General features: G+C 68.9%; 19 protein-coding genes. 7 read left to right on the top strand and 12 right to left on the bottom strand.

Translation table 11 applies throughout. From position 1 onward, the window contains the following. Positions 1 to 44: 44 nt before the first annotated feature. The 3 genes from orn (at position 45) to FHT26_RS04455 (ending at position 4,598) form a co-directional block, all read left to right on the top strand. Complete coding sequence (gene orn / locus FHT26_RS04465; RefSeq protein ID WP_056805695.1) at positions 45 to 611, top strand: oligoribonuclease; 567 nt, start codon at positions 45 to 47, stop codon at positions 609 to 611. 390 nt (positions 612 to 1,001) lie between these two features. Beyond that, positions 1,002 to 2,597 (top strand): DEAD/DEAH box helicase, encoded by a 1,596-nt coding sequence (locus FHT26_RS04460; protein ID WP_168558964.1) that lies wholly within the window; start codon positions 1,002 to 1,004, stop codon positions 2,595 to 2,597. A gap of 120 nt (positions 2,598 to 2,717) precedes the next feature. Further along, positions 2,718 to 4,598 (top strand): leucine-rich repeat domain-containing protein, encoded by a 1,881-nt coding sequence (locus tag FHT26_RS04455; protein WP_168558963.1) that lies wholly within the window; start codon positions 2,718 to 2,720, stop codon positions 4,596 to 4,598. 25 nt (positions 4,599 to 4,623) lie between these two features. Here FHT26_RS04455 and FHT26_RS04450 read toward each other — a convergent pair whose 3' ends face one another. The 9 genes from FHT26_RS04450 to FHT26_RS04410 form a co-directional block, all read right to left on the bottom strand. Next, positions 4,624 to 5,589 (bottom strand): YihY/virulence factor BrkB family protein, encoded by a 966-nt coding sequence (locus FHT26_RS04450; protein ID WP_246867733.1) that lies wholly within the window; start codon positions 5,587 to 5,589, stop codon positions 4,624 to 4,626. Between the two features lie 2 nt (positions 5,590 to 5,591). Next, complete coding sequence (locus tag FHT26_RS04445; protein ID WP_168558961.1) at positions 5,592 to 6,821, bottom strand: AI-2E family transporter; 1,230 nt, start codon at positions 6,819 to 6,821, stop codon at positions 5,592 to 5,594. Between the two features lie 108 nt (positions 6,822 to 6,929). Beyond that, positions 6,930 to 7,244 carry a BON domain-containing protein gene (locus tag FHT26_RS04440; RefSeq protein WP_168558960.1) on the bottom strand — a complete coding sequence of 105 codons (315 nt, stop codon included), beginning with the start codon at positions 7,242 to 7,244 and terminating at the stop codon, positions 6,930 to 6,932. 106 nt (positions 7,245 to 7,350) lie between these two features. After that, positions 7,351 to 7,530: a DUF1328 family protein gene (locus tag FHT26_RS04435; protein ID WP_047584709.1), complete on the bottom strand. Its 180-nt coding sequence runs from the start codon at positions 7,528 to 7,530 to the stop codon at positions 7,351 to 7,353. A 195-nt stretch (positions 7,531 to 7,725) separates the two neighbouring features. Then, positions 7,726 to 8,364 carry a hypothetical protein gene (locus FHT26_RS04430; protein WP_168558959.1) on the bottom strand — a complete coding sequence of 213 codons (639 nt, stop codon included), beginning with the start codon at positions 8,362 to 8,364 and terminating at the stop codon, positions 7,726 to 7,728. Continuing rightward, the gene (locus tag FHT26_RS04425) at positions 8,361 to 8,744 is read right to left on the bottom strand and encodes a hypothetical protein (RefSeq protein WP_168558958.1); all 384 of its coding nucleotides are present in this window, start codon (positions 8,742 to 8,744) and stop codon (positions 8,361 to 8,363) included. Before FHT26_RS04425 ends, FHT26_RS04430 begins: the two co-directional genes overlap by 4 nt. Before the next feature lie 107 nt (positions 8,745 to 8,851). Continuing rightward, a complete protein-coding gene (locus FHT26_RS04420) occupies positions 8,852 to 9,250 on the bottom strand; it encodes a DUF883 family protein (RefSeq protein WP_168558957.1) in 399 nt (132 codons plus the stop codon). A 70-nt stretch (positions 9,251 to 9,320) separates the two neighbouring features. Then, positions 9,321 to 9,488, bottom strand: coding sequence for a DUF1328 domain-containing protein (locus tag FHT26_RS04415; RefSeq protein ID WP_047500752.1), 168 nt, complete (start codon positions 9,486 to 9,488; stop codon positions 9,321 to 9,323). A 170-nt stretch (positions 9,489 to 9,658) separates the two neighbouring features. After that, positions 9,659 to 11,002, bottom strand: coding sequence for a CHASE3 domain-containing protein (locus tag FHT26_RS04410; RefSeq protein WP_168558956.1), 1,344 nt, complete (start codon positions 11,000 to 11,002; stop codon positions 9,659 to 9,661). A gap of 59 nt (positions 11,003 to 11,061) precedes the next feature. On the opposite strand from FHT26_RS04410, the gene FHT26_RS04405 reads away from it, so the two are divergent. Beyond that, positions 11,062 to 11,694 carry a response regulator gene (locus FHT26_RS04405; RefSeq protein WP_056805727.1) on the top strand — a complete coding sequence of 211 codons (633 nt, stop codon included), beginning with the start codon at positions 11,062 to 11,064 and terminating at the stop codon, positions 11,692 to 11,694. Positions 11,695 to 11,801: 107 nt separating this feature from the next. Here the strand turns inward: FHT26_RS04405 and FHT26_RS04400 are convergent, their stop codons facing one another. Beyond that, a complete protein-coding gene (locus tag FHT26_RS04400) occupies positions 11,802 to 12,203 on the bottom strand; it encodes a response regulator transcription factor (protein WP_047584703.1) in 402 nt (133 codons plus the stop codon). 382 nt (positions 12,204 to 12,585) lie between these two features. On the opposite strand from FHT26_RS04400, the gene FHT26_RS30250 reads away from it, so the two are divergent. The 3 genes from FHT26_RS30250 to FHT26_RS04390 are packed head-to-tail and all read left to right on the top strand — an operon-like array spanning position 12,586 to position 22,182. Further along, the gene (locus tag FHT26_RS30250; RefSeq protein WP_255358684.1) at positions 12,586 to 12,708 is read left to right on the top strand and encodes a hypothetical protein; all 123 of its coding nucleotides are present in this window, start codon (positions 12,586 to 12,588) and stop codon (positions 12,706 to 12,708) included. Positions 12,709 to 12,742: 34 nt separating this feature from the next. Then, positions 12,743 to 21,553, top strand: coding sequence for a glycoside hydrolase family 94 protein (locus FHT26_RS04395; RefSeq protein WP_168558955.1), 8,811 nt, complete (start codon positions 12,743 to 12,745; stop codon positions 21,551 to 21,553). A gap of 44 nt (positions 21,554 to 21,597) precedes the next feature. After that, complete coding sequence (locus FHT26_RS04390) at positions 21,598 to 22,182, top strand: hemerythrin domain-containing protein (RefSeq protein ID WP_168558954.1); 585 nt, start codon at positions 21,598 to 21,600, stop codon at positions 22,180 to 22,182. A gap of 32 nt (positions 22,183 to 22,214) precedes the next feature. On the opposite strand, the gene FHT26_RS04385 is transcribed toward FHT26_RS04390, so the two are convergent. Beyond that, positions 22,215 to 23,126, bottom strand: coding sequence for a transglutaminase family protein (locus FHT26_RS04385; protein WP_168558953.1), 912 nt, complete (start codon positions 23,124 to 23,126; stop codon positions 22,215 to 22,217). A gap of 85 nt (positions 23,127 to 23,211) precedes the next feature. Beyond that, the gene (locus FHT26_RS04380; RefSeq protein ID WP_157598134.1) at positions 23,212 to 23,565 is read right to left on the bottom strand and encodes an FKBP-type peptidyl-prolyl cis-trans isomerase; all 354 of its coding nucleotides are present in this window, start codon (positions 23,563 to 23,565) and stop codon (positions 23,212 to 23,214) included. Positions 23,566 to 23,575: the final 10 nt, after the last annotated feature.

Below are 23,575 nucleotides of genomic sequence, written 5' to 3'. Positions count from 1 at the left end.
GTGTAGGGCGCTGGTCGGCGAGAATGCCCGCAAGGAGAAAACCCATGAGCGACATCGCAAGCCCGCTGCAGCAGAGCGACCAGAACCTGGTCTGGATCGACCTCGAGATGACCGGGCTGTACCCGGACACCGACCGCATCATCGAGATCGCGGTCGTCGTCACCGATGCCCAGTTGACGCAGCGCGTCGAAGGCCCGGTGTTCGCGATCCACCAGAGCGACGCGGCGCTCGACGCGATGGATGCGTGGAACAAGGGCACGCACGGCCGCAGCGGCCTGATCGACCGCGTGAAGGCGTCGACCATCGACGAGGCCTCGGCCGAGGCGCAGGTGATTGACTTCCTGAAGCGCTACGTCGGCAAGAGCACGTCGCCGATGTGCGGCAACAGCATCTGCCAGGACCGCCGCTTCCTCGCGCGCACGATGCCGAAGCTGGAGGCCTTCTTCCACTACCGCAACCTCGACGTCAGCACGCTGAAGGAGCTGGCCAAGCGCTGGAAGCCGGAGATCCTGGCCGGCTTCAAGAAGGCGCAGGCGCACACCGCGCTGGCCGACATCCACGAATCGATCGACGAGCTGGCGTACTACCGCGAGCACTTTCTGGCGAAGTAGCTCCCGTCGCAGAGCCCTCTCGCGATTGAAGGGCATCGAGGCTTGCGGGAAAACCCGCAAGCCTCTACAATCCGCCCTTCGCCGCAGCTTGATCGTGGCGTTTCGTTCATCCCCTCTGACCTCATCGAGTCTTCCCACGGTGGTTTCCAACCACGGTGCGGCCTGATCGAAATCCGAAGCGACGCTGCCCGACAGGGTGCTCGCCAGGGAATGGTTGGCGGCGATGCCGTCGCTTTGACTGTTCCCATGTTCCCCGGCACCGGCGCGAGTGTTTCCCGCCGATCTGGGTTCGGACCTTCTCCCCAGCGACTGATCCGCGTGCACTTCCTGCACGCTGGTGTCCTGCTGTGCCCTTGGGGGCCGGCGGCACCGTGTTCGAGAAAGAAATCGATGAGTTCCGAGAACAACTTCGAGGCCCTGGGCCTCCACGCCGCCCTGCTGCAAGCCGTCAAGGATTCCGGCTACGACACCCCGACCGACGTGCAGGCCCGCGCGATTCCGCCGGCCATCGAGGGCAAGGACCTGATGGTCGCCTCGAGCACCGGCAGCGGCAAGACCGCGTCGTTCGTGCTGCCCGGCCTGCAACGCATCCTCGCCGCCCGCGGAGACAACAACAAGCGCCGCGAAAAGGGCATGGTCTACGGCCCGCGCATCCTCGTACTGGCCCCCACCCGTGAACTGGCGATGCAGGTCGACAAGGCGGCCACCGTCTACGGCAAGCACGTGCAAGGCCTGCGCGTGACCACCGTCGTCGGCGGCGTGCCGTACGGCGCGCAGCTGAAGGCGCTGCGCGGCCCGCTGGACATCCTGATCGCGACCCCCGGCCGCCTGCTCGACCACCTGAACAGCGGCAAGGCCATCCTCGAGAACGTCGAGATGCTGGTGCTCGACGAAGCCGACCGCATGCTCGACATGGGCTTCATCGACGACATCCGCACCATCGCCGACCAACTGCCCGAAGCGCGCCAGACGGTGATGTACAGCGCGACCTTCGCCGGCCACGTGGGCCGCCTCGCGCAAGACCTGCTGCGCGATCCGCAGCGCATCGAGGTCACCTCGCACACCGACACGCACGAGAACATCGAGCAGCGCCTGCACTGGGCGGACAACGGCGCGCACAAGAACGCGCTGCTGGACCACATCCTGACCGAGCGCGACATGGAGCAGGCGGTGGTGTTCACCAGCACGCAGCGCGACGCCGACTGGCTGGCCGATCGCCTGGCCGACATGGGCCATGCCGTGGCGTCGCTGCACGGCGGCATGCCGCAAGGCCGGCGCACCCGCGTGCTGCAGGGCCTGCGCAACAAGGAACTGCGCGTGCTGGTCGCAACTGACGTCGCCGCGCGCGGCATCGACGTGCCGACCATCAGTCACGTGATCAACTACGGCCTGCCGATGAAGGCCGAGGACTACGTGCACCGCATCGGCCGCACCGGCCGTGCCGGCCGCAATGGCCTGGCGGTGACGCTGGCCGAGCGCATGGACACCGGCATGATCCGCCGCATCCAGGCCTTCACGACGCAGAACATCCCGGTCAAGACGATCGTCGGCCTGGAGCCGAAGTCGCCGGAACCGCGCATGTTCGCGGCCCGTCCGGAAGGCAAGTTCGGCGGCAAGCCGTTCGGCCATGGCCGCGGTGGTCACCAAGGCGGCAAGAGCTTCGGCCGGCCGGCGCCGCGTGGCGGTGAAGGCTTTGCGCCGCGCAACGAAGGTTTCGCACCGCGTGGCGAAGGCTTTGCGACCCGCGGCCCGGACGGCTTCGCGCCGCGCGGCTCGTTCGATCGCCCGGCTCCGGAACAGCGTCGCGACAACCCGTTCTCGAACCGTCCGCCGCATGACGGCGCCCCGCGCCATGCGTTCGACCGCGCGCCGGCCGATCGCGGCAACAACGCCGGCTTCGCGCCGCGCAAGCCGGGTGGCCCGGGCGCCAACAAGGGCGGCTTCGGCAAGCCGCAACGCCCGCGCCAGGGTGGGTTCAGCCGCTGAGCTGAGCGCGTCGCGCATCACGAGCAAGCAAAGGCCCGCATCGCGGGCCTTTTTTCATTCGTGGGAACGATCGAGGTCGGGCTGTGACCAAGTCTCGTCACTCTTGTCGTCGAATCGGCCATGAAACCAGAATCGCAAAATCTTCCTGCTCCACGCGGCACGCTAAAGTCTCATCCGCTGCCGAGTGCAGCTGCCTTTCTGCAGAAGCTCACGTCAGAAAATCTTTCGGGCCCGGATCGTGAGCGCTTGGAAAAAGAAGCCGTCGACGAACTTCGGAGCCGCCTCAATCGGAGCGACGTCACTTGTCTGGAACTGCATGGCCAGCAGCTCATTGGACCGTGCGGGAAAGTCCTTCAAGCGTCGCTCGAGCATGCGAGCTGCCCTCTGCAGGAACTCGATCTGTCAGGTTCAGAGGTGGCGCTGACTGTTTTGCATGGCGCGGCAAAGAATCAAAGACTGACCAGGTTGAAACTCGCCAACGTCAGCTTTCCGTCAATCCTGGACCCGCATTTCCCTGTCATGGCGCTGGCCGCTGTCGTCGCAAGCCCGTCACTGACGCACCTCGATTTTCGAGGGGTGAATCTGGTGAACACCCACGGCTCAACCGCCTTTCAGGCATTCTGCTCGGCCCTGGATCAGAAGAAGAACCTCAAGTCACTTGAACTGGCTGCCACCGGCTTGCAAGAACGCCACCTGTGCCGTCTCATCGACGCGCTGATGGCTCACGGACAGCTCGAATACCTTGGACTCGGTGAGAACGATTTCCGTTGGGGCGACGAGGTGGCCGGCAAGTTCGTGGCTCTTTTCGCCAGTCGGTCATTGAAGCACCTGGTGTTGCCTCGCCCCGAGATGACGCAGGACGATTTCGATTTGCAGATTCTGCGCATGCTCGAAAACAACACGACATTGATCGTGCTGGAACCCTACAGCGCCCCTGCCCACGAGCTGCCGAAGGAGGTTTCTTCGTCGCGTGTGTATGACGTGCGAATGAAACTGGCTCGAAACCGGTTCGATGGGAATCGGCGACTGCCAGCCCAGGCGTGCGCGCTCTCCATCAGCCCGACGCCGCCGCTCGCGGAGTGCCTGCGGCAGATGACGCCTGAGGGTCTCGGCAGGGTGCTGACATCGCAGCGAATCTCGCGCCTGCTTCTGCAAGGAGCAAGGTTCGACGAGAAGAGCGTGTGGACGCTCGCGCATGTCCTGGGCGAACCGGCATGCAAGGTGACGGAGCTTGACCTGACAGGGGCGGAATTCGCGACGATGGGTGAGCTCTTCTCGAAGCTGAAGAACAACACGTCATTGCGTCGTCTCTGCCTCGGGGGTGTGTCCGTTGTCAACGAACGCGGCACGTTTCCCTTGCAGGCCAGGCACCTCTCGGCGATCGCCGAATTCTTGACATGCACGCGGACGCTCCACACCTTGATGCTGGGGAGCCAAGGGACGCTCGGCACGGACAAGACAGCGCTGCAGAAATTGATGGAATCCCTGCAGAAAAACGTCAGTCTGAAGTGTCTCGACCTGAGTGCCACGCGTCTTTCGAAGGAGCATTTGAGTTCCATTTCGTCGGCCTTGCAGCGGCATGCACTGGAGGACCTCAATCTCGACTCGAACGCCCTCTGTTGGGGAAGAGAGTTGAAGTCATTCCTGAACGGCCTCGCGCAGAACGAGTCGCTTTTGACACTCGTCATGCCAGAAGGCGTGCGCAAGCATGACAAGGTGATCAAGTATCTGTACAACATGCGAGCCGGGTTGCACCTCTGCCACTTTCCTCCCTTCACCAACGGGACACCGAAATTCGGCCTGGGCACCAAGCGCGCGGCCATTCGGAAGCGACTCATCGACAACCAGCAGCGACACGCGGAGAAGCCCGAAACAGATCAATTTCGCGTGAAGACAGTCATGCTGGCCTTGAAGGAGGCGCATTGCCAGGTGCCTCAAGACATGCGGGTGATCACTGCCCGACAACTGATCCAGATAACGTCGGCCGGCCTGCGCGTTTGATGTACGGCGCCCGGCCCGAGGGGGCTCACTCGAGCGTTGCGGAGGGCACCCGCTCATGCGCCCCGATCTCCACCGCCAGCGCCGCGCCCAGCAGGAAGATCTGGCACGACCAGTAGATCCACACCAGCAACGCCGCGAACGATCCGGCGGCGCCCAAGGTCGAGCGCAGCGCGGTGCCTGCGATGTACGCATTGATGCCGTAGCGCCCCGCCAGGAACAGCACCGCCGCCACCGCCGCGCCGATGAAGGCATGGCGCGCGCGCAGGTGCGCATCGGGCAGCCACACCATCAGCAGCGAGAACAGCGTGGTCATCACCAGCCACGACCACAGCAACTCCACCGACTGCAGCAGCGGCCCGAGCGCCGGACCGAGCGCATCGGTCCGGTCGACCACCCAGCGGATCGCCAGCAGCGCAATGGCCTGCAGCACCATCGCGACCGCGAGCAGGAAGCCGCAGCCGAGCAGCACGCCCATCGACAGCAGCCGGATCTGCACCAGCCGCCACAGCGAACCGCGCTCGGGCGGTGCGCCGAGCATCTCCTGCAACGACGCGCGCAGCTCGACGAACACGCCGACCGCACCGATCAGCATCGTCGCCACCGCGATCACCGGCGCCGCGACCGCGAACCCGCCGGCCCGCTCCCGCGACAGCAGCCGCGTGGCGGCGCTGGGTGCGCTGGCCAGCAGGTCGGCCAGCGTGCGGGCCTCGCTCGGGCCGAGCAACCGCCCGACGGCATCGACGATCGTCGCGTTCGCGCTCTGGTCGCCGAGCAGCCATACCAGCAGGCTGGTGACGACGACCAGCAGCGGCGCCATCGAGAAGGCCGCATAGAACGCGACCGCCGCGCCCTGGCGCGCGCCGTGGCATTCGATGAAGCGGTTGACGGTCCGCACGCCGAGCGAGACGACCCGCCCCGGCGCACTCGCGACCAGCCGGTGCCAGGCGCGGGCAGCCAGCCCCGGGGCGTCGGCGGCCTCGCCCTGCGCCATGCTCACCCTTCCATCAAGCGAGCGAGCCGGTTGGCGGATCGCGAATGCTCGGCGACGACCTTCATCGCGACGATCAGCCCGGGGCCGAGAAACAGGCCCCACACACCCCACAGCGCGCCCCAGAACACCAGGCCGATGAACACCGCCGCCGCATTCATCCGCGCGGCACGGCTCTGCAGCCAGGCCGCCACCGCGGTGCCGATCAGCGTCGACACCACCACCAGGTAGGCCGCGGTACCCACCGCCGCGCCGACCGTGCCGTGCGCGAGGAAGGCCTCGGCCGCGCCGAACGCCGTCAGGATGCCCATGCCCGCATACGGCACCACGTGCAGCACCGCCGCGGTGACGCCCCACATCACCGCATCGGGGATCTCGGCCCACGCGAACGCGGCCCACACCGCGAAGCCGATCAGCACGTTGGTGACCAGCAGCACGCCGACATAGATCCGGATCTGGCGCGAGCATTCGTGCAGCGCGCGGCAGGCCCGGATGCGCGACTGCGAGCGACCGCCCCACAGGTCGATGAACCGGCTGGCGAGCGGGCTGCCGCCGCTCAGCACGAAGAACGCGACGAACACGATGATGGTCAGGTCGCCGGCGAACTTCATCAGGATGGTCGAGCCGTTCAGCGCGGTGTCGCGCATCCACAGCGTGACGGTCTCGGTCAGCGTGTGCGCCGGCGCCGCGGGGATCAGTTTCTGCCGCGACGGCTTCGGCGGCGGCGCGCCGTTGGCCATGCCTTGCGCGGCGCGGTCGAGCTCCTGCAGCGCATCGCGCGAGCGCTTCAGCACCGAGTCTTCATCGGGTTCGGTCGGCGCGATGCGCTCGGCCACCATGCGGATGATCTCGGGGCTGCGGTCCACCATGCGCAGCAGCTTGCCGCCGAAGGCCATCGACGCGAACGCGGCGAGCGCGAGGAACAGCACCAGCGACAACAGCACCGCGAGGACCTGGCTGCGCAGCAACTGGCGCAGGCCGCTGACCACCGGCGCGACCAGCATCGCGAGCATCAGCCCAGCGATCACCGGCACCAGGAAGCGCTGGCCCCACCACAGCGCGCCGATCACCGCGACCGTCGCGATCACCGTGGCCGACGGAGCGGAGCGCGGCAGCGGGCCGGGCTGCCCCTCGTCGAGCGGTGGCGCGGCGTCGGCGGCGTGCGATGCGACGACGGCGTGCGCGGCCTCGACCGGAGGTTGGGCCGCAGGCGTCAGGGTGCCGGAGAGGGACATCGTGTGCGAAGACGGCGCACCGAGCGCCCTGTCTTCAACGCCGCAAGGCGCACGACCCTGGAGGGTGGTGCGCCTTCGCACGGCCGAGCCGTGGGAGAGCCCCGCGGATTACGGGCGGATCAGGATGTCGTTCTTGACCGACTTCACGCCGTTGACGTTGCGGGCAATCGATTCGGCGGTGCTCTTCTCGCCGGCGCTCTTCGCGAAGCCCGACAGTTGCACGGTGCCGTTCAGCGTCTCGACGCTGATCGACGAGGCATCGACGTCCTTGTTGCCGACGAACTTGGCCTTCACCGCGGTGGTGATGGCGGAGTCGTCAACGTACTGGCCGACCGTCGACTGGTCGCGCGTCACGGCGCAGCCGGTGGCGGACAGCAGGGCGACGGCGGACACGACGGCGGCGAGGGTGTTGCGGACAAACATGGTGGTTCTCCTTCAGTGTGGAAACGTTGTGGTGCAGGTGGTCGGCAGGAAGGTGAACATCAGGCCCCCACCCGTGCGAGCCCGTGTCGCGGCATTCAGAAGAACATCACTTGTTGCTGATCGCTTTCGCGCCCAGCAATCCGATCAGGACAACGGCGACGAACAGCACCAGGAACAGCACGAACAGGAACTTCGCGATGCCCGCCGCGCCGGCGGCGATGCCGGTGAAGCCGAACACGCCGGCCACGAGTGCGATGGCGGCAAAGATGATGGCCCACTTCAGCATGTCGTTCTCCTTGGTGCGAGTTCGTTTCGATGAAGGCAACTCTATGGGCGGGCCGTGCGGCGGGCCATCGGACGCTGGCGTGCGCGGATGTAGGACGGAATGCTTTGCCGATCGAACGCGCGATGACGTCGAGTTCGATCGGCAAAAAAAGAAACGCGCCGATGGCGCGCTTCGAGGGGAATCCGCGTGCAGCGTTCAATGCACGGTGAAGTCGGTGCCGGTCGGCGGCGGCATGTGCATCGACGAGGCGGGGCTCGCAGGCGCTGCGGCAGGCGCGGGCGATGCGGCGGCAGCCGACGCTGCGGGCGCCGCGGACTTCGTCGCGGCGGGCGAGGACCGCGTGAAGTCCGCGATCGCGAGGTTGACCCAGTTGATGATCGACGACAGGTCGAAGCGCGGCAGCAACCCGGCCAGCAACGCGCCGCCGGACAGCCAGCGCCACGGCTTCGCACGGGTCAGCAGCATGCCGCCGACGAACGCACCGGCCAGCAGCCACCATGGGTGCTTCTTCGCGAACGGCCCGGCCAGCTCCTGGCCCGCATCGCGCGCGAACTCGAACGTGGTGCGCCACGGATGGCCGGCCCACCAGCGACGCAGCCAGCGCACCGCGATCGCGGCGGCCGGCAGATCGGACAACGCATCGCCCAGCGTGCCGAGCCAGCCGGGCTCCTGCGGTGCCATCGCGGCCTCCGGATCGCGCGGCGCGCTCGCTTTCAGGAGCGCATGGCGGATCGATTCGCGCGACGCCGCAAGCCGCTCCTTCGGGCTCAGCGCCGTCGCCGGCGCAACCGCCGGCAGGCCGGGGTCGAGCTGTCCTTCTTCGACGTGGGTCATGTCGCGCCCACCTCGCCGAGCATGCGCGCGTCGGCCTCGAACTGCTGTTGCACCGCAGCGAACGCGGGTTCGCTCGCGGGTCGCCGTGCGAGCAGGCCGGCCACCACCGCCACCACCGCCGGGACGGCCGGCGCGGCCCACAGCGCCCACGCCGTGTCGGCCTGCAGCGACGGCGTCACCGCCCACAACATCAGCGCGACACCGGCGAGCACTGCCGTCACGCCGACGCAGCACAGCGCCAACGCGGTGAGCAGCAGGCGGACGGTCCAGCGGCTCTGCGCCTGGCGCGCCTCGCTGCCGATCAGCGCGGCATAGGCGCTCAGGTGATCGGCCACCAGTTCGGGCCGGGTCGCGACGAGCTTGATCAGCGGATGGATCATGGCAGCACCGGAAGAGAGCTACAGCGGACGACGGGATGTGGACGCGACAAACCCGGCCGCGGCGTCGAACGCCGTACGGCCGGGTTGCCCGGCGCCCACGGCGGGGATCACTGGTTGTTGCGGCGCGCGCTCTGGATCAGCGCGAGCAGGCCCATCAGCGCGGCACCGGTCGCCGCGGCGATCAGCACCGACTTGACCGGTTCGTCCCTCACATAGCGCACGGTGGCATCGCCGACCGACGCGGCACGCTCGCGCACCTGGGTCGCGGTGTCCTTCACCGCATCGACGCCGCGGCGCGCCAGCGCTTCGGCCTGGCCGGCCAGGCGGGCGATCGTCGGTTCGGCCGTGTCGCGGGCTTCGCCGATCGCGCTTTCGGCGCTGTCCAGCGCGGTGTTCGCGACGCGGCGCGTGCTCTTGACCGCGCTGTCGGCCGTGTCGGCCAAGCGGTTGACGGTGTCGCTCGCCTGCGTGCTGAGGTTGTCGGTCTTGAAGGTGGAGGTGCTCATGGCTGTTTCCTTGGGTTGTGTACGTGTGGGATATCTAAGTTAGGCGAGGCGCGGCTTCGCCGCAAGGCTGCTAGGTGCCGCGCTTGATGAGGCCGAACAGGAAGGCGGCCACGGCCATGATCGCGAAGATGATGAACAGGATCTTCGCGATGCCTGCGGCGCTGGCTGCGATCCCGCCGAAGCCGAACAGGGCGGCGATCAGCGCGATGATGAAGAACACGACGGCGTAATACAGCATGTCCGGGCTCCTTTGGGATGGGTGGTTGACGATGGAACCACTGTAGGAGCGTGCCCTGCCGCGAGGAATGGGACGGCGAGCCGATGCGATGTAGGAGGGGGCCGACGGTGCCGCCGCAGCCCTGGCGCGCAGAGCGGTCGACGTACCCGTCGACCGAGGGGCCGTCATCCTCAGAGCTGCGGCAGCGTCGCCTGGATGCGCGTGCCGGCGCCGGGCGTCGACTGGATGGCCATGCGGCCGCCTTCGGCCTCGACGCGGTAGCGCATGCCCAGCAGCCCGTGGCTCGACGGCCGCGCGATCTGCGTGTCGAAGCCGGCGCCGTTGTCGTGCACGTCGACTTCGGCCAGCGTGCCGCGCGCCTTCAGCGTGATGACCACCTGGCGCGCCTGCGCGTACTTCGCGACGTTGGTCAGCGCCTCCTGCACCAGGCGGTACACCGTCAGCTCGCCCGAAGGCTTCAGCGACACCGGCGCGAGATCGCTGACCACCTTGACGCCCGAACGCTCGGCGAACTCGCGGCCGAGGATCTCCAGCGCCGCCAGCAGCCCGAGGTTGCTCAGCGACGACGGCCGCAGGTCCTCGATGATGCGGCGCTTCAGCGCGATGCCTTCGTTCAGCGTGTCGTTCAGGTGCACCAGCCGCTCGGTGATGTCGGGCGTGTGGATCGTGATGCGCGACTTGAGCCTCGCGACGTCGAGCTTGGCCGCGGTGAGCAGCGCGCCGAGCTCGTCGTGCAGGTCGCGCGCGAGCCGGCTGCGCTCGTCCTCGCGGGCGGTCTGCAGGTGCTGCGCCAGTTCGGTCAGCTGCGCGGTGCGCGCCGTCACCTGCACCTCCAGCAGGTCGCGCTCGGCCTGCAGCGCCTCCTTCTTGTGCACCCGCTCCTTCTCGAGCGTGTTCGACTGGCGCAGGTACATGAAGAAGGCCAGCACGCTGAGCGCCGTCATCGTGCTGACGCCGAGCCGGCTCAGCAGCAGCGTCTGGTAGACCTCGTCGCGGCGCGCCGCGATCAGCGTCGATTCGCGCGCCACCAGCCGCTCGGACGCGAGCCGGATGCTCTCCATCTGCTCGCGGCCGATGTCGGTCTCGATGACCGCGCGCCAGGCCTCGTCGCGCCCGTCGGCGCGCAGCTGCACCGTGGTGTCCATCTCGGAGACCTTGCGGCTGACCAGCGTCGCGAGCACGGTGAAGTCGGCGACGCGGTCGGGCTCGTGCGCGTAGTACTCGCCGAGCGTGCGCAGCGTCTCGCCGATGTTCGCCATCGACGAACGGTAGGGCTTCAGGTACTCGGGGCGGCCGGTGATCAGGTAGCCGCGCTGGCCGTTCTCGGCATCGAGCACCTGGCGCAGCAGCACCATGTTGTTGGTGCGGGCGACGCCCATTTCGCCCAGCCGGTCGAGCGCTTCCACCGAGGTGCGGTACGCGGTCTCGCTGATGCCCATCAGCGTCAGCGCGGTCACCACCGCGAGCGGGAACGTGAAGGCACTGCGCTTGAATCGGTGAAAGAAGTTCTTCATGCGATTTTTCTGTGTGCCTCTAGAATCGATTGGAGTCCAACCACAGGGGACAGTCGCTCATGATCAAGATTGCCATCGTTGACGACCACGCGCTCGTGCGCGCCGGTCTGCGCCAGTATCTCGCGGAGCAAGTCGATCTGCAGGTCGTCGCCGAAGCCTCCAACGGCCGCGAAGCCCTTGACATCGTGCGCAAGGAACAGATCGACGTGCTGGTCATGGACCTGTCGATGCCGCAGCAAAGCGGCGTCGACGCGCTGGCCGCGATCCGCGCCCGCGAGCCCGACCTGCCCATCCTCATCCTCAGCGGTTTCCCTGAAGAGCACTACGCCACCACCTTGCTGCGCCAGGGCGCGAGCGGTTACCTGAACAAGGAGTGCGATCCCGAGGAGATCGTCACCGCGATCCGCACGGTCGCCCGCGGCCGCAAGTACATCACCCCGGCCGTCGCCGAGCTGCTGGCCAACAACCTCGGCGGCAATGCGAACCGTCCGTTGCATGAGCAGCTTTCCGAGCGCGAGTTCCAGGTCTTCCTGCGCCTGTCCAAGGGCGAGACCATCGGCCACATGGCCGACAGCCTGTCGCTGAGCGTCAAGACCGTCAGCACCTACCGCACCCGCGTGATGGAGAAGATGAAGCTCGAGTCGAACAGCGATCTGACCTACTACGCGCTGAAGAACGGCCTGATCCAGTAGCTCGTTCGCCAACGGGCCGGCGCATCCGGCCTTGCGCCGCCCGGGAGGGCCGCGCGGGGCCCATCCGCCTCCTGCCGCTGCCCGCGCTGCTTCACATGAAGCGCGCGCTACAGGCTTCCCGAACTCGAATTGGCGGCCTCGCCCGAGGCCAGTCGCTGGCAGTAACCGATCAGCGCATCGATCTCGTTCGACTTGTCGAACACCTTGTCCGCGCCGAGCTCCAGGCATTTGCGCCGCATGTCCGGTGTCGCGTAGTTGCTGAGCACGACCAGCTTGGTCGCGTCCGGCAGGTCGGCACTGGCCGACAGCACGCCGAGGCCCGATCCGCTCTTCAGGAAAATGTCGACGATCACCAGGTCGCAGCCGTTGCGCGGCTGCTTCAGCCAGTACAGCGCGGCGGCCTCGTTGTCGGCGGTGCCGACGACTTCGACGGCCACCAGCTCCTCGAGCGCCGCGATCAGGTTCTCGCGGATCACCGGGCTGTCTTCGACGATGTAGGTTTTCAGCATGTCCCGACTTCTGGATTTTTCTTCAACAGGCGAGGCACGCGCAACGAGGACTGGAGTTCACGGCAGTCCACGCGACAACACTGTCTGCAAAGGTCATGGATCTTGCCATTTCCGCCGGAAACGTGACGTGAAGGGCCGCGAGGATGCCGACAGACATGCGCCTGATTGTATGAATCGGGCAACGCCGGTGCTGACGGAAGAGCGCGGGAGCGCGTGTAGGAGCCAGCCTACAGCGTCGCCAAGGCCGGCGGCGTAGGACAGCACCGACAGACGAAGGCCCTGTCGTCCGGCTGTGTCGGCGGGGGGCACTCCCTAGACTCGTCCTCCAGTTGTCCGGATTCAAGGGTGCTCCGGATTCACGAATTGCCGACGGGAGTGGCGAATGAAAAGACTGTTGATGTGGGCTGTGGGTGTGCCGTTCCTGGTGATCAGCATGGTCATGATGTCGTTCAGCGACGGGCTGTCGACGCAGGTCGCGAGCCTCTCGTGGTCGCAACGACATTGACGGTGCGCGGCGAGGCGCCTTCGGGGGTGGGCCGATGAATCCCTCGATCACGGTCTACGAGGGATTCGATTTCGCGCTGCCTGCGGCGATCGAGGAGTTCGCCGGCGCGTTCTCGCGCTGGGATGCGCCTTCGCGCTCGGTGCGCCGTGCCCGCTTCAAGAGCGAGCTGACGCGCGCGATCGAGGAATTGCGCGCCTGCGTGCGGCAGATCGAGACCTTCACCGACGAACAGCGCTCGCTGTCGCAGGCGGCGCAGTGGCTGGTCGACAACTTCTATGTCATCGAGCGCATCCAGACCGCGCTGAGCCAGCAACTGCCCGACAAGGCGGTGCGCGGCCTGCCGGCCTACCAGACCGGCGGCCACCCGTCGCGCGCGCGCATCGAGTTGTTCTCGCACTTCTACCTCGAGGCCTGCGATTTCGACTTCGAAGCCGACGAGCTGGTGCACGTGCTGGTCGAGTACCAGAAGGTGCACCCGCTGATGCTGCGCGAGCTGGCGCTGCTCGCGCCGATCCTGAACTTCCTGCTGATCCGCCAGCTGCGGGCCTGTGCCGAGCAGATCCTCGAGATCCACCGTGGCGCGCATGCGGCCGACCTGGTGGCCGATGCGGCGCTGGCCTCGTCGTCGCGCGGGCCGACGCAGAAGGCCGCGTCCGCGGTGCCTGACCTGAAGAACGCGTCGCCGGTGTTCCGCCAGGCCTACCTCGGCCAGCTGGCGCAGCGCCGCCGCTACGACGATCCGGCCAGCATCGCCGGCGGCGCGCATGCCGAAGGCGTCGGCATCGTCCACCAGGCCGGCGCGATCGAAGATGACCTGGTCGTGCGCACGATGCTCGACGTGCGGGTGCGCAACATCTTCCGCAGCGTGAAGGCGATCGAGCTGAGCGACTGGGTCGACATCTTCGCGAAGACCTCGCTGGTCGACCGCGCACTGCAGCGCAACAGCGTCTACGCGCGCATGGACCCGCATTCGAAGGCCTTGTACCGGCTGGAGCTGGAGCGGCTGAGCCTGCGCAGCGGGCTGCCGGAGCCCGACCTCGCCGAGCTGGTCGTCGACCGCTTCGGCCGCGGGCGCGCCCGTGGCACCGAGGCGGGCAGCGATGCCGGCCAGGACGGCGAGGACACCGACATCGGCCGCTGGCTGCTGTCCGACCGCCGGCCCGAGCTGGAGCGCAGCATCGGCCTGACGCCGAACCCGCTGCGCCGCATCGAAGACGCGGTGCCGCACACCCGCCTGGTGCTGTACGCCGCGCTGGTGCTGTCGCTGACCTTCGCGTTCACCGCGCTGGCCTTCCGCGCCGGCTACGGCGAAGAGCACGTGTCGCTGCCGGCCTTCGTGATCTTCCTGCTGGCGGTCTGGCCGGCCTCCGAGATCGCGGTGCTGCTGATCAACCGCATCCTCGGCCGGGTGTTCAGGCCGGCGCAGTTGCCGCGCCTGGAGTTCTCGCACGGGTTGCCGCCGCAGTGCAAGACGATGGTGGTGGTGCCGACGATGCTGACCCAACTCGACCAGGTCGAGCACCAGGTCGGCGAGCTGGAGCGCCACTACCTGTCGAACCGCGACGACCAGCTGCGCTTCGGGCTGCTGACCGACTGGCGCGACGCGCCCGACCAGTCGCTCGAGACCGACGCCGCGTTGCTCGCGAAGGCGCGCGAGGCCGTGGCGCTGCTGAACCTGCGCTACCCGCTGCAGGCCGGCACCGCCAACGGCATGGCCACCGACGGCCGCGTCGAGGACCGCTTCTACCTGTTCCACCGCTCGCGCTGCTGGAACGAGAACGAAGGCGCCTGGATGGGCTGGGAGCGCAAGCGCGGCAAGCTCGACGAATTCAACCGCCTGCTGATCGGCGAACCCGGCACCTCGTACGTGTTCGAGGACGGCAGTGCCGAGCGCGTGCCGCGCGGCGTGCGCTACGTGATCACGCTCGATGCCGACACGCGCATGCCGGTCGGTTCGGTGGCCCGGCTGGTCGGCACCGCCGCCCATCCGCTGAACCGGCCGCAGATCGACCCGCAGACCGGCCGCGTCGAGCGCGGCTACGCGCTGTTCCAGCCGCGCATCTCGTTCCTGCTGCCGCAGGCCGAGGACCATTCGGTGTTCCGCTGGATCTTCTCCAGCGGCGCCGGCGTCGACCCGTACGCGGCCGCGATCTCCGACACCTACCAGGACACCTTCGGCGAAGCCACCTACACCGGCAAGGGGCTGTACGACCTGCAGGCCTTCCACACCGCGCTGTCGGGCCGGGTGCCCGAGAACGCGCTGCTCAGCCACGACCTGTTCGAGAGCGCGTTCGCGCGCTGCGCGCTGGTCAGCGATGTCGCGTTCTTCGAGGATTCGCCGTCGCACTCCGAGGTCGCCGCGGCCCGCGCGCACCGCTGGGTGCGCGGCGACTGGCAACTGCTGCCGTGGCTGCTGGGCGTGCGCGCCGAGCCGCTGTCGCCGCTGAACCGCTGGAAGATGCTCGACAACCTGCGGCGCTCGCTGCTGCCGATCGCGTCGTTCGCGCTGGTCATCGTGGCCTTCATCGACCCGGCCGCGCAGCCGCTCGCGTGGCTCGCGCTGGTGCTGGCGTCGATCAGCCTGCCCGGGCTGCTCGGCTGGTTCTCGGCGCTGTTCGCGCCGGTACCGAAGGGCGTGCGCAGCAACCGGCCGATCCAGCTGACGCGCGAGCTCGGCCATGTCGCCGGCCATGCGCTGATCGAGCTGGTGCTGCTGGCGCAGAGCGCCTGCGTGATGGCCGACGCGATCGCGCGGGCGGTCTGGCGCACCTTCGTCTCGCAACGCAAGATGCTCGAATGGCGCACCGCGGCGCAGGCCAAGGCGGCGGCGGGCGGGCAGTTGCGGCAGTTCAGCTGGGCCATCAGCAGCGCGACGCTGCCGCTGATCGCGTCCAGCGCGTTGATCCTGCTGTTCAACCGCGACGCGATCGTCGCGGCCGCGCCGCTGCTCGCCGCGTGGTGGCTGGCGCCGGTGATCGCGGTCGCGATCAGCTCGCCGGTGCTGCTGGCCGGCCGGCTCGCCGGCGACCAGGACCTGCGCGAATTCCGCCGCATCGCGCGCCGCACCTGGCGCTTCTTCGAGGACTACGTCGGCCCGGCCGACAACCACCTGCCGCCGGACAACGTGCAGTTCGAGCCGGAAGAGGTGGTCGCGCACCGCACCTCGCCGACCAACATCGGGCTGTACCTGCTGGCGCTGACGCGCGCGCGCGACCTCGGCTGGCTGGCCGGCGGCGATTTCCTCGCGCGCATGAAGGCCACGCTCGGCAGCATGGCGAAGCTCGAGACCTACAACGGCCACCTGCTGAACTGGTACGAGACCCAGTACCTGCGGCCGCTGGAGCCGCGCTACGTGTCGTCGGTCGACAGCGGCAACCTCGCGGCCCACCTGGTCGTCGTGGCGCGCGCGCTGCAAGAAGAGCGCGAACGCCCGGTGGTCGGACCGGAGCGGCTGGCCGGGCCGCGCGACAGCTTCCTGGAGCTGCAGTCGGCATGGCGCAGCCTGCGCGCCGGCAGCCCGCGGGGCGACAAGGGCGCGCCGCGCGGCAACGTCAGCCCGGCCGAGATCGACCGGGCGGTGGCCGACCTGGGCACCAAGCTGCTGCAGGCCGACCCGGCCACGCCGGCCGACGCCGGCCGCGCGCTGGCCGGGGCGGCCCAGCTCGCAGGGCACCTGAAGGAGCTGCTCGAGGCCTATGCGTTCGGCAGCGCCGACGGCGCCACGCAGGGCGCCGGTGCGTTGAAGCCGGTCGTCGACGAGGCCGAGCGGCTGTGCCATGCGCTGGCGGCGCACCTCGACGACCTGCAGCGCCACTGCCCGTGGGCGGTCGACGCCGCGTTCGGAACGCTGCAGCAGCAGGCGCCGGAGCTGCTCGGCGGTACGCTCGGCCCGCTGCTCGCACGGGTGCCCTGCGTCGGCGACGTGCCGGTGCACCTGATCGAGGTCGAATCGGCGCTGAAGGCCGCCGCGCAGCAGCCGGGCCAGGTTGCAGCGGCCGCGCTGCCGCTGGCGGCCGCGCTGAAGGCCTGCGCCGAGGCGCGCATCGCCACCGCAGCCTGGCTCGCCGACCTGGACGCCTGCGCGGCACAGGCCGAGGCCGCTTGGCGCGGCATGCAGTTCGGCTTCCTGTTCGATGCGCGGCGCAAGCTGTTCTCGATCGGCTACCGCGTCGCCGAGCACCAGCTCGACGAAGGACGCTACGACCTGCTGGCGTCCGAATCGCGGCTCGGCAGCTACCTCGCCGCGGCCAAGGGCGACGTGCCGGTCGACCACTGGTTCCGGCTCGGCCGCCACATGGGCCTGGTGGCCGCCGGCCCGGTGCTGATCTCGTGGTCGGGCTCGATGTTCGAGTACCTGATGCCGGCGCTGGTGATGAAGACGCCGCCCGGCAGCCTGCTGCACCAGACCTGCCACAACGCGATCGCCGAGCAGATCCGCTACGGCCGCGAGCAGAACGTGCCCTGGGGCATTTCCGAGTCGGGCCTCAACGTGCGCGACGTCGAGCTGACCTACCAGTACGGGCCGTCCGGCGCGCCGGCGCTGAGCCTGAAGCGCGGCATGGACCGCCAGCTGGTGGTCGCGCCATACGCGACCGCGCTGGCCGCGCCGTTCGCGCCGGCCGAGGTGCGGCAGAACTTCGCCGCGCTCGCCAGGCTCGGCGCGCTCGGGCCGCACGGCTTCTACGAGGCGATCGACTTCACCGCCGAGCGCCTCGGCGAGGACGAGAAGTGCGCGATCGTCAAGAGCCACATGGCGCACCACCAGGCGATGAGCCTGCTCGCGCTGACCGCGCTGCTGACGCCGGACAGCCTGGCCGACCGCTTCCACCGCGAGCCCGAGATGAACGCCTTCGACCTGTTGCTGCAGGAGCAGGTGGCCGGTTCGGTGGTGATCGCGCGCGACAGCACCGCGGCGCCGGAGCGCCACGACAAGCTGGCCCGCCATTCGACGCAGCGCGTGCGCCGGGTGCAGGCCAGCGACCTGCGCCGCCCGGCGGTGCACCTGATGTCGAACGGACGCTACGCGACCGCGCTGACCGCCAGCGGCTCCGGCTACAGCGAATGCGCCGACCTCGACATCACGCGCTGGCGCGAAGACCGCGTGCTCGACGACTGCGGCCTCTTCATCTACCTGCGCGATGCCGATTCGGGCGTGCTGTGGTCGGCCACGCTCGCGCCGACCTTCAGCGAGCCGGATCACCAGTCGGTCGAGTTCGCCGAGGCACGCGCGCAGTTCGACCTGCGCCAGCACGGCATCCGCAGCAGCCTGGAGGTGGTGGTCGCGCAGCAGGAAGACGCCGAGATCCGCACGCTGAAGCTGACCAACGAAGGCCATGGCGTGCGCCGCGTCGAGGTCAGCGCGCTCGGCGAGGTGGTGCTGAACCAGCGCAATGCCGACATGGCGCACCCGGCCTTCTCGAACCTGTTCATCACCACCGAGTACGACGCGGCGCGCGGCGCGCTGCTGGCCACGCGGCGCCCGCGCGCGTCGCACGAGTCGGCACCGACCGCGATCCTCGGCGCGGTGGTCGAGGGCACGCAGGCCGGGCCGCTGTCGTACGACACCGACCGCCGCACGGTGATCGGCCGCGGTCGCAGCAAGCGCGAGCCGATCGCGATGACCGAGCAGGGCGGCCTCGCGATGACGACCGGCGCGGTGCTCGACCCGGTGCTGTGCCTGCGCCAGACCCTCGAGCTGAAGCCGGGCCAGTCGGCCCGCGTCGCGTTCGTGCTGGCCTTCGGCGCCGACCGCGAGAGCGCGAGCCGCACCTGGCAGCGGCTCGGCTCGTTCAGCGCGCTGCAGCGCGAGATCTCGCGCTCGTGGGTGTATGCGCAGGCCAAGCTGCACCAGCTGGGCGTCGGCAGCGAGGAGGCGACGCACTTCCAGGCGCTGTCGGCCTACCTGATGTTCTCCGACACCACGTTCCGCCCCGGCACCGAGTTCATGCGCGGCAACCAGCTGTCGCAGCGGGCGCTGTGGCGCTACGGCATCTCGGGCGACCGGCCGATCCTGCTCGTCACCATCGATTCGAACGACGACCTGCCGCTGGTGCAGCAGATGGTGCGCGGCCACCACTTCTGGAAGGCGCGGTCGTTCGAGGTCGACATCGTGGTGCTGAACGACCGCGCCACCTCGTACTCCGACGACATGCAGCATGCGATCGAGAACATGGTGCGCCAGGCCGGCGCCGGCCCGGACGCGCCGGCCGCCGGCGGCCGCATCTACGTGCTGCGCGGCGACCGCCTGCCCGACGACGAGCGCCGCCTGCTGATGACGCTGTGCCGCGTGCTGCTGCGCGGCGGCCAGGGCCTGCTGGGCGACCAGCTGCGCCGGCGCGCGCCGCGCGAGGTGCCGCCGCTGCCGCAGACGATGCCGCTGCGCGCGCCGTTGGCGCAGGGCGGTGCGCCGTCCGAGCCGACCGCCACCGCGGAGCTGCAGTTCTTCAACGGCACCGGCGGCTTCACGCCCGACGGCAAGGAGTACCGCATCGTGCTGCCGCCGGGCCGCACCACGCCGGCGCCCTGGGTCAACGTGATGGCGAGCCCGCAGATCGGCACGCTGGTGTCTGAGAGCGGTTCGGCCTTCACCTGGCGCATCAATGCGCGCGAGAACCAGCTGACGCCGTGGTCGAACGATGCGCTCGTCGATCCGTCGTCCGAGATCCTGTACCTGCAGGACCGCGCGACCGGCGCGTACTGGACGCCGACCGCGCAGCCGCGCAGCGCACCCGGCGCGACGCACGAATGCGCGCACGGCGCCGGCTACAGCCGCTACACGACGCAGGCCGAGGGCATCGAGTCGGAGCTGACGCACTTCGTCGCGTGGGACCGGCCGGCCAAGCTGATGCGCCTGCGGGTGGCCAACCGCAGCGCGCGCCGCCGCACGCTGACGCTGACGCTCTACGTCAACCTGTGCCTGGGCGACAACCGCAGCGGCAAGGTCGACCTGCTGTCGACCTGGGCCGGCCGCAATGCGTCGACCACGCTGTATGCGCGCAACCCGATGAACGCCGACTTCGGGCGCGACATCGCGTGGCTCGGCAGCTCGCACCCGGTCAGCGGCTGGACCTGCGACCGCGCCGAATTCATCGGCATCGGCCAGGGGCTCGGCGCGCCGCAGGCGCTGGAGTCGCAGCGCACGCTGCGCCAGGCCGCCGGTGTCGGCCCCGACCCGTGCTGGGTGATGCAGGTCGAGCTGAAGCTGGAGCCGGGCGAGTCCGACACGGTGGTGTTCGCGTTCGGCCAGGCCGCCAGCCTCGCCGGCGCCGACGAGCTGGTGCGCATGACCACGCGCGACGCCGACCAGGCGCTGGCGCATGTGAAGGCGCAGTGGGACGAACTGCTCGGCGCGGTCGAGGTGCACACGCCCGACCGTTCGCTCGACCTGATGCTGAACCGCTGGCTGCTGTACCAGGTGCTGAGCAGCCGCTGCATGGGCCGCTGCGGCTTCTACCAGGCGGGCGGCGCCTACGGCTTCCGCGACCAGCTGCAGGACGTGATGGCACTGGTGCATGCGTGGCCCGGCTTCGCGCGCGACCACCTGCTGCGCGCGGCGGCCCAGCAGTTCGTCGAGGGCGACGCGCAGCACTGGTGGCACCCGCCGAGCGGCAAGGGCGTGCGCACCACCTTCTCGGACGACCGGCTGTGGCTGCCGTATGCGGTGGCGTACTACGTGTCGGTGACCGGCGACGAGGCGGTGCTCGACCAGACGGTCTCCTTCCTCGAAGGCCCGCAGCTGCCGCCGCACGAGGAGAGCCAGTACTTCGAGCCGACGGTCTCGCACGAGAGCGCGAGCCTGTTCGAGCACTGCGTGCGGGCGATCCAGGTGAGCCGCGGTCGCGGCGTGCACGGGCTGCCGCTGATGGGCTGCGGCGACTGGAACGACGGCATGAACCGGGTCGGCTGGAAGGGCCAGGGCGAGAGCGTCTGGATGGCCTGGTTCCTGAAGTCGGTGCTCGACGAATTCATGCCGATCGCGATGCGCCGCGAGCGCGCCGACCTGGTCTCCGAATGGACGCTGCTGTCGCAGGAGCTGATGACGGCGGTCGACGCCAACGCCTGGGACGGCCAGTGGTACCGGCGCGCCTACTTCGACGACGGCACGCCGCTCGGCTCGGCGTCGAACGACGAATGCCGCATCGATTCGCTGTCGCAGAGCTGGGCGGTGATCGCCGGCGGTGCCGACCCGCAGCGCGCGCGCGACGCGATGGAGAAGGTCGACGAGATGCTGGTCGACCGCGAGTCGCAGTTGATCCGGCTGTTCACGCCGAGCTTCGACAAGACCGCGCACGACCCCGGCTACATCAAGGGCTACGTGCCCGGCATCCGCGAGAACGGCGGGCAGTACACGCACGCCGCGGTGTGGACCGCGATGGCTTTTGCGCGGCTCGGCGATGCCCGGCGCGCGTACCCGCTGTACGCGATGCTGAACCCGATCGGCAAGAGCGATTCGCGGCTTGCGGTGCAGCGCTACCGCGTCGAGCCTTACGTGATGCCGGCCGACATCTACGGCGAATCGCCGCACACCGGCAAGGGCGGCTGGACCTGGTACACGGGCGCGGCCGGCTGGTACTGGCGCATCGGCATCGAAGAGCTGCTGGGCGTGCGCGTGCGCGGCGGCGTGCTGCACGTCGCGCCGGTGGTGCCGGCCGCCTGGCCGGGCTTCAGCGTCACGCTGCGGCGCGGCAAGACCGTCTACGAGGTCGAAGTCAACAACCCGTCGAAGCGCGAGCAGGGCCAGGGCACCTGGTCGCTGCAGCACGACGGGAACCCCGTTCCCCCCGAGGGCGGCGTGCCATTTGTCGATGACGGTGCACGGCACCGGGTTGTGGCCACGCTCGCCTGAATGCAGTCAATCCAACGTTGAAGTCGCATTGAAAGGAGATCCCCATGCCAGCCGCTCCTCGCCCCCGAGCCAAGCCCTCGCGCTTCGACGCCATCGAGATGCTGAAGGCCGACCACATCGCGATCAAGAAGCTGTTCATCGCGTTCCACCAGCTGAGCGACCGCAGCAACACCGAAGGCGAACGCCGCGCGGTGGCCGAGCGCATCTGCACCGAGCTGACGGTGCACGGCCAGATCGAGGAAGAGATCTTCTACCCGGCGGTGCGCGCCGCGATCGGCGACGACGCGCTGGTCGACCAGGCCGAGGTCGAGCATGCGAGCGCGCGCGAGCTGATCGCCGAGATCTCGGCGATGACGCCGGCCGACGACCAGTTCGACGCCAAGGTCATCGTGCTCGGCAAGCACATCGATGCGCACGTCGAGGAAGAGCACGGCAAGATCTTCCCGAAGGCGAAGAAGGCCAAGGTCGACCTGAAGTCGGTGGGCACGCGGCTCGCGTCGCGCAAGGCCAAGCTGATGGAGGAGTACCACGCGATGGCCAGCGGCGGCGAGCCGCACGAGAACGAGAACGACGACCCGGTCGGCCGTCCGCCGTTCGAGCACGGGCACCGGCCCGTGTCCAGGGCCTGAGACGGCAGGCCTGAGACCGCCGTCGAGCGGAATCAGCCGGTCCGCGTGACCTTCACGTCGACCTGCAGGCCGATGTACGCATCGGCATCGCCGAACCAGCTGCCCGAGATCGGCGCGGCCTGCTTCGGATCGCGCGCGACGCCGACGCGCACCAGCTGCGAGCCGCCGAGCAGGTTGTTGGTCGGGTCGAACGGCAGCCAGCCGGCACCGGGCAGGTAGACCTGCAGCCAGGCGTGCGTGGCGCCGGCACCGGTGGTGGGGACCGTGTCGTTGCCGTCGGCGCCATCGCGTGGCGCCCCGGCCGGGTCGAGCGCCGGGTCGTAGAGGTAGCCCGACACGAAACGGGCCGCGACACCGAGCCGCCGCACCGCCTCCATCATCAGCAGCGCGAAGTCGCGGCAGCTGCCGCTGTTCAGCGTCAGCGTCTTCAGCGGGTCCTGCGTGCCTTCCTCGTCGCGATCGGCATACGTGAAATGGTCGCGGATGTGCTGGTTCATGCGCACCAGCATGTCGCGGGTGCCGGTCGGGCCGTCGGTGCGGATGAACTGGCGGGCCCATGCGGTGAGCCGGCCGTGCGGGTCGTCGTGGTGCGGGCGCAGGTAGTGCTCGAGGTCGAAGCGCTCGTCGACCGAGTACGAGAACGGAAAGAATTCGGCGGACGGCGACAGCGGCAGTTCGAGGTTGTGGCTGCTCGCATGCTCGATCGTGAACGAGCAGACGAAGCTCAACTCGGCGGCCTCGACCAGCGGCTGCACCAGCGCGATCGAGTTCGAGTACGGGTCCTGGATCATCCGCACGCTGGCATCGGGGCTGACCTGAAGGTCGGTCGCCAGCACGCGCAGGTCATGGCTGTCCCGCGGGCGGAACATCACGCGGTGCTCGCCGAAGCGCACCGGCTTCGAATAGCGGTACGTCGTGGTGTGCGTGATGTCGTAGCGGATCAATGTGGGCCCCCCAGTCGCTGCGCTCCTGCCCCCAAGGGGCGCCACCCGGCGGCCCGGCAAAGCCGGTTCCGCGGGTGTTGCTTGATCAAACGCCCAGCAGTTCCACTTCGAACATCAAGGTCGCGTTCGGCGGGATCACGCCGCCGGCGCCGCGGGCACCGTAGCCGAGCTGCGGCGGGATCACCAGCACGCGCGTGCCGCCGACCTTCATGCCTTGTACGCCTTCGTCCCAGCCCTTGATCACCATGCCGGCGCCGAGGCCGAACTCGAACGGGTCGTTGCGGTCCTTGCTGCTGTCGAACTTGGCGCCCTTGACGCCGTTGTTGTAGAGCCAGCCGGTGTAATGCACGCTGACGTGCTGGCCGGCTTGCGCTTCGGCGCCGGTGCCGGGAACGGTGTCTTCGTATTGGAGGCCGGAGGCGGTGGTTTGCATGGGAATGTCCTGGGGA

This window comes from Rhizobacter sp. SG703 (assembly GCF_012275445.1).
Classification (GTDB): Bacteria; Pseudomonadota; Gammaproteobacteria; order Burkholderiales; family Burkholderiaceae_C; genus Rhizobacter.
This window is presented reverse-complemented; position numbering and strand designations above follow the sequence as displayed.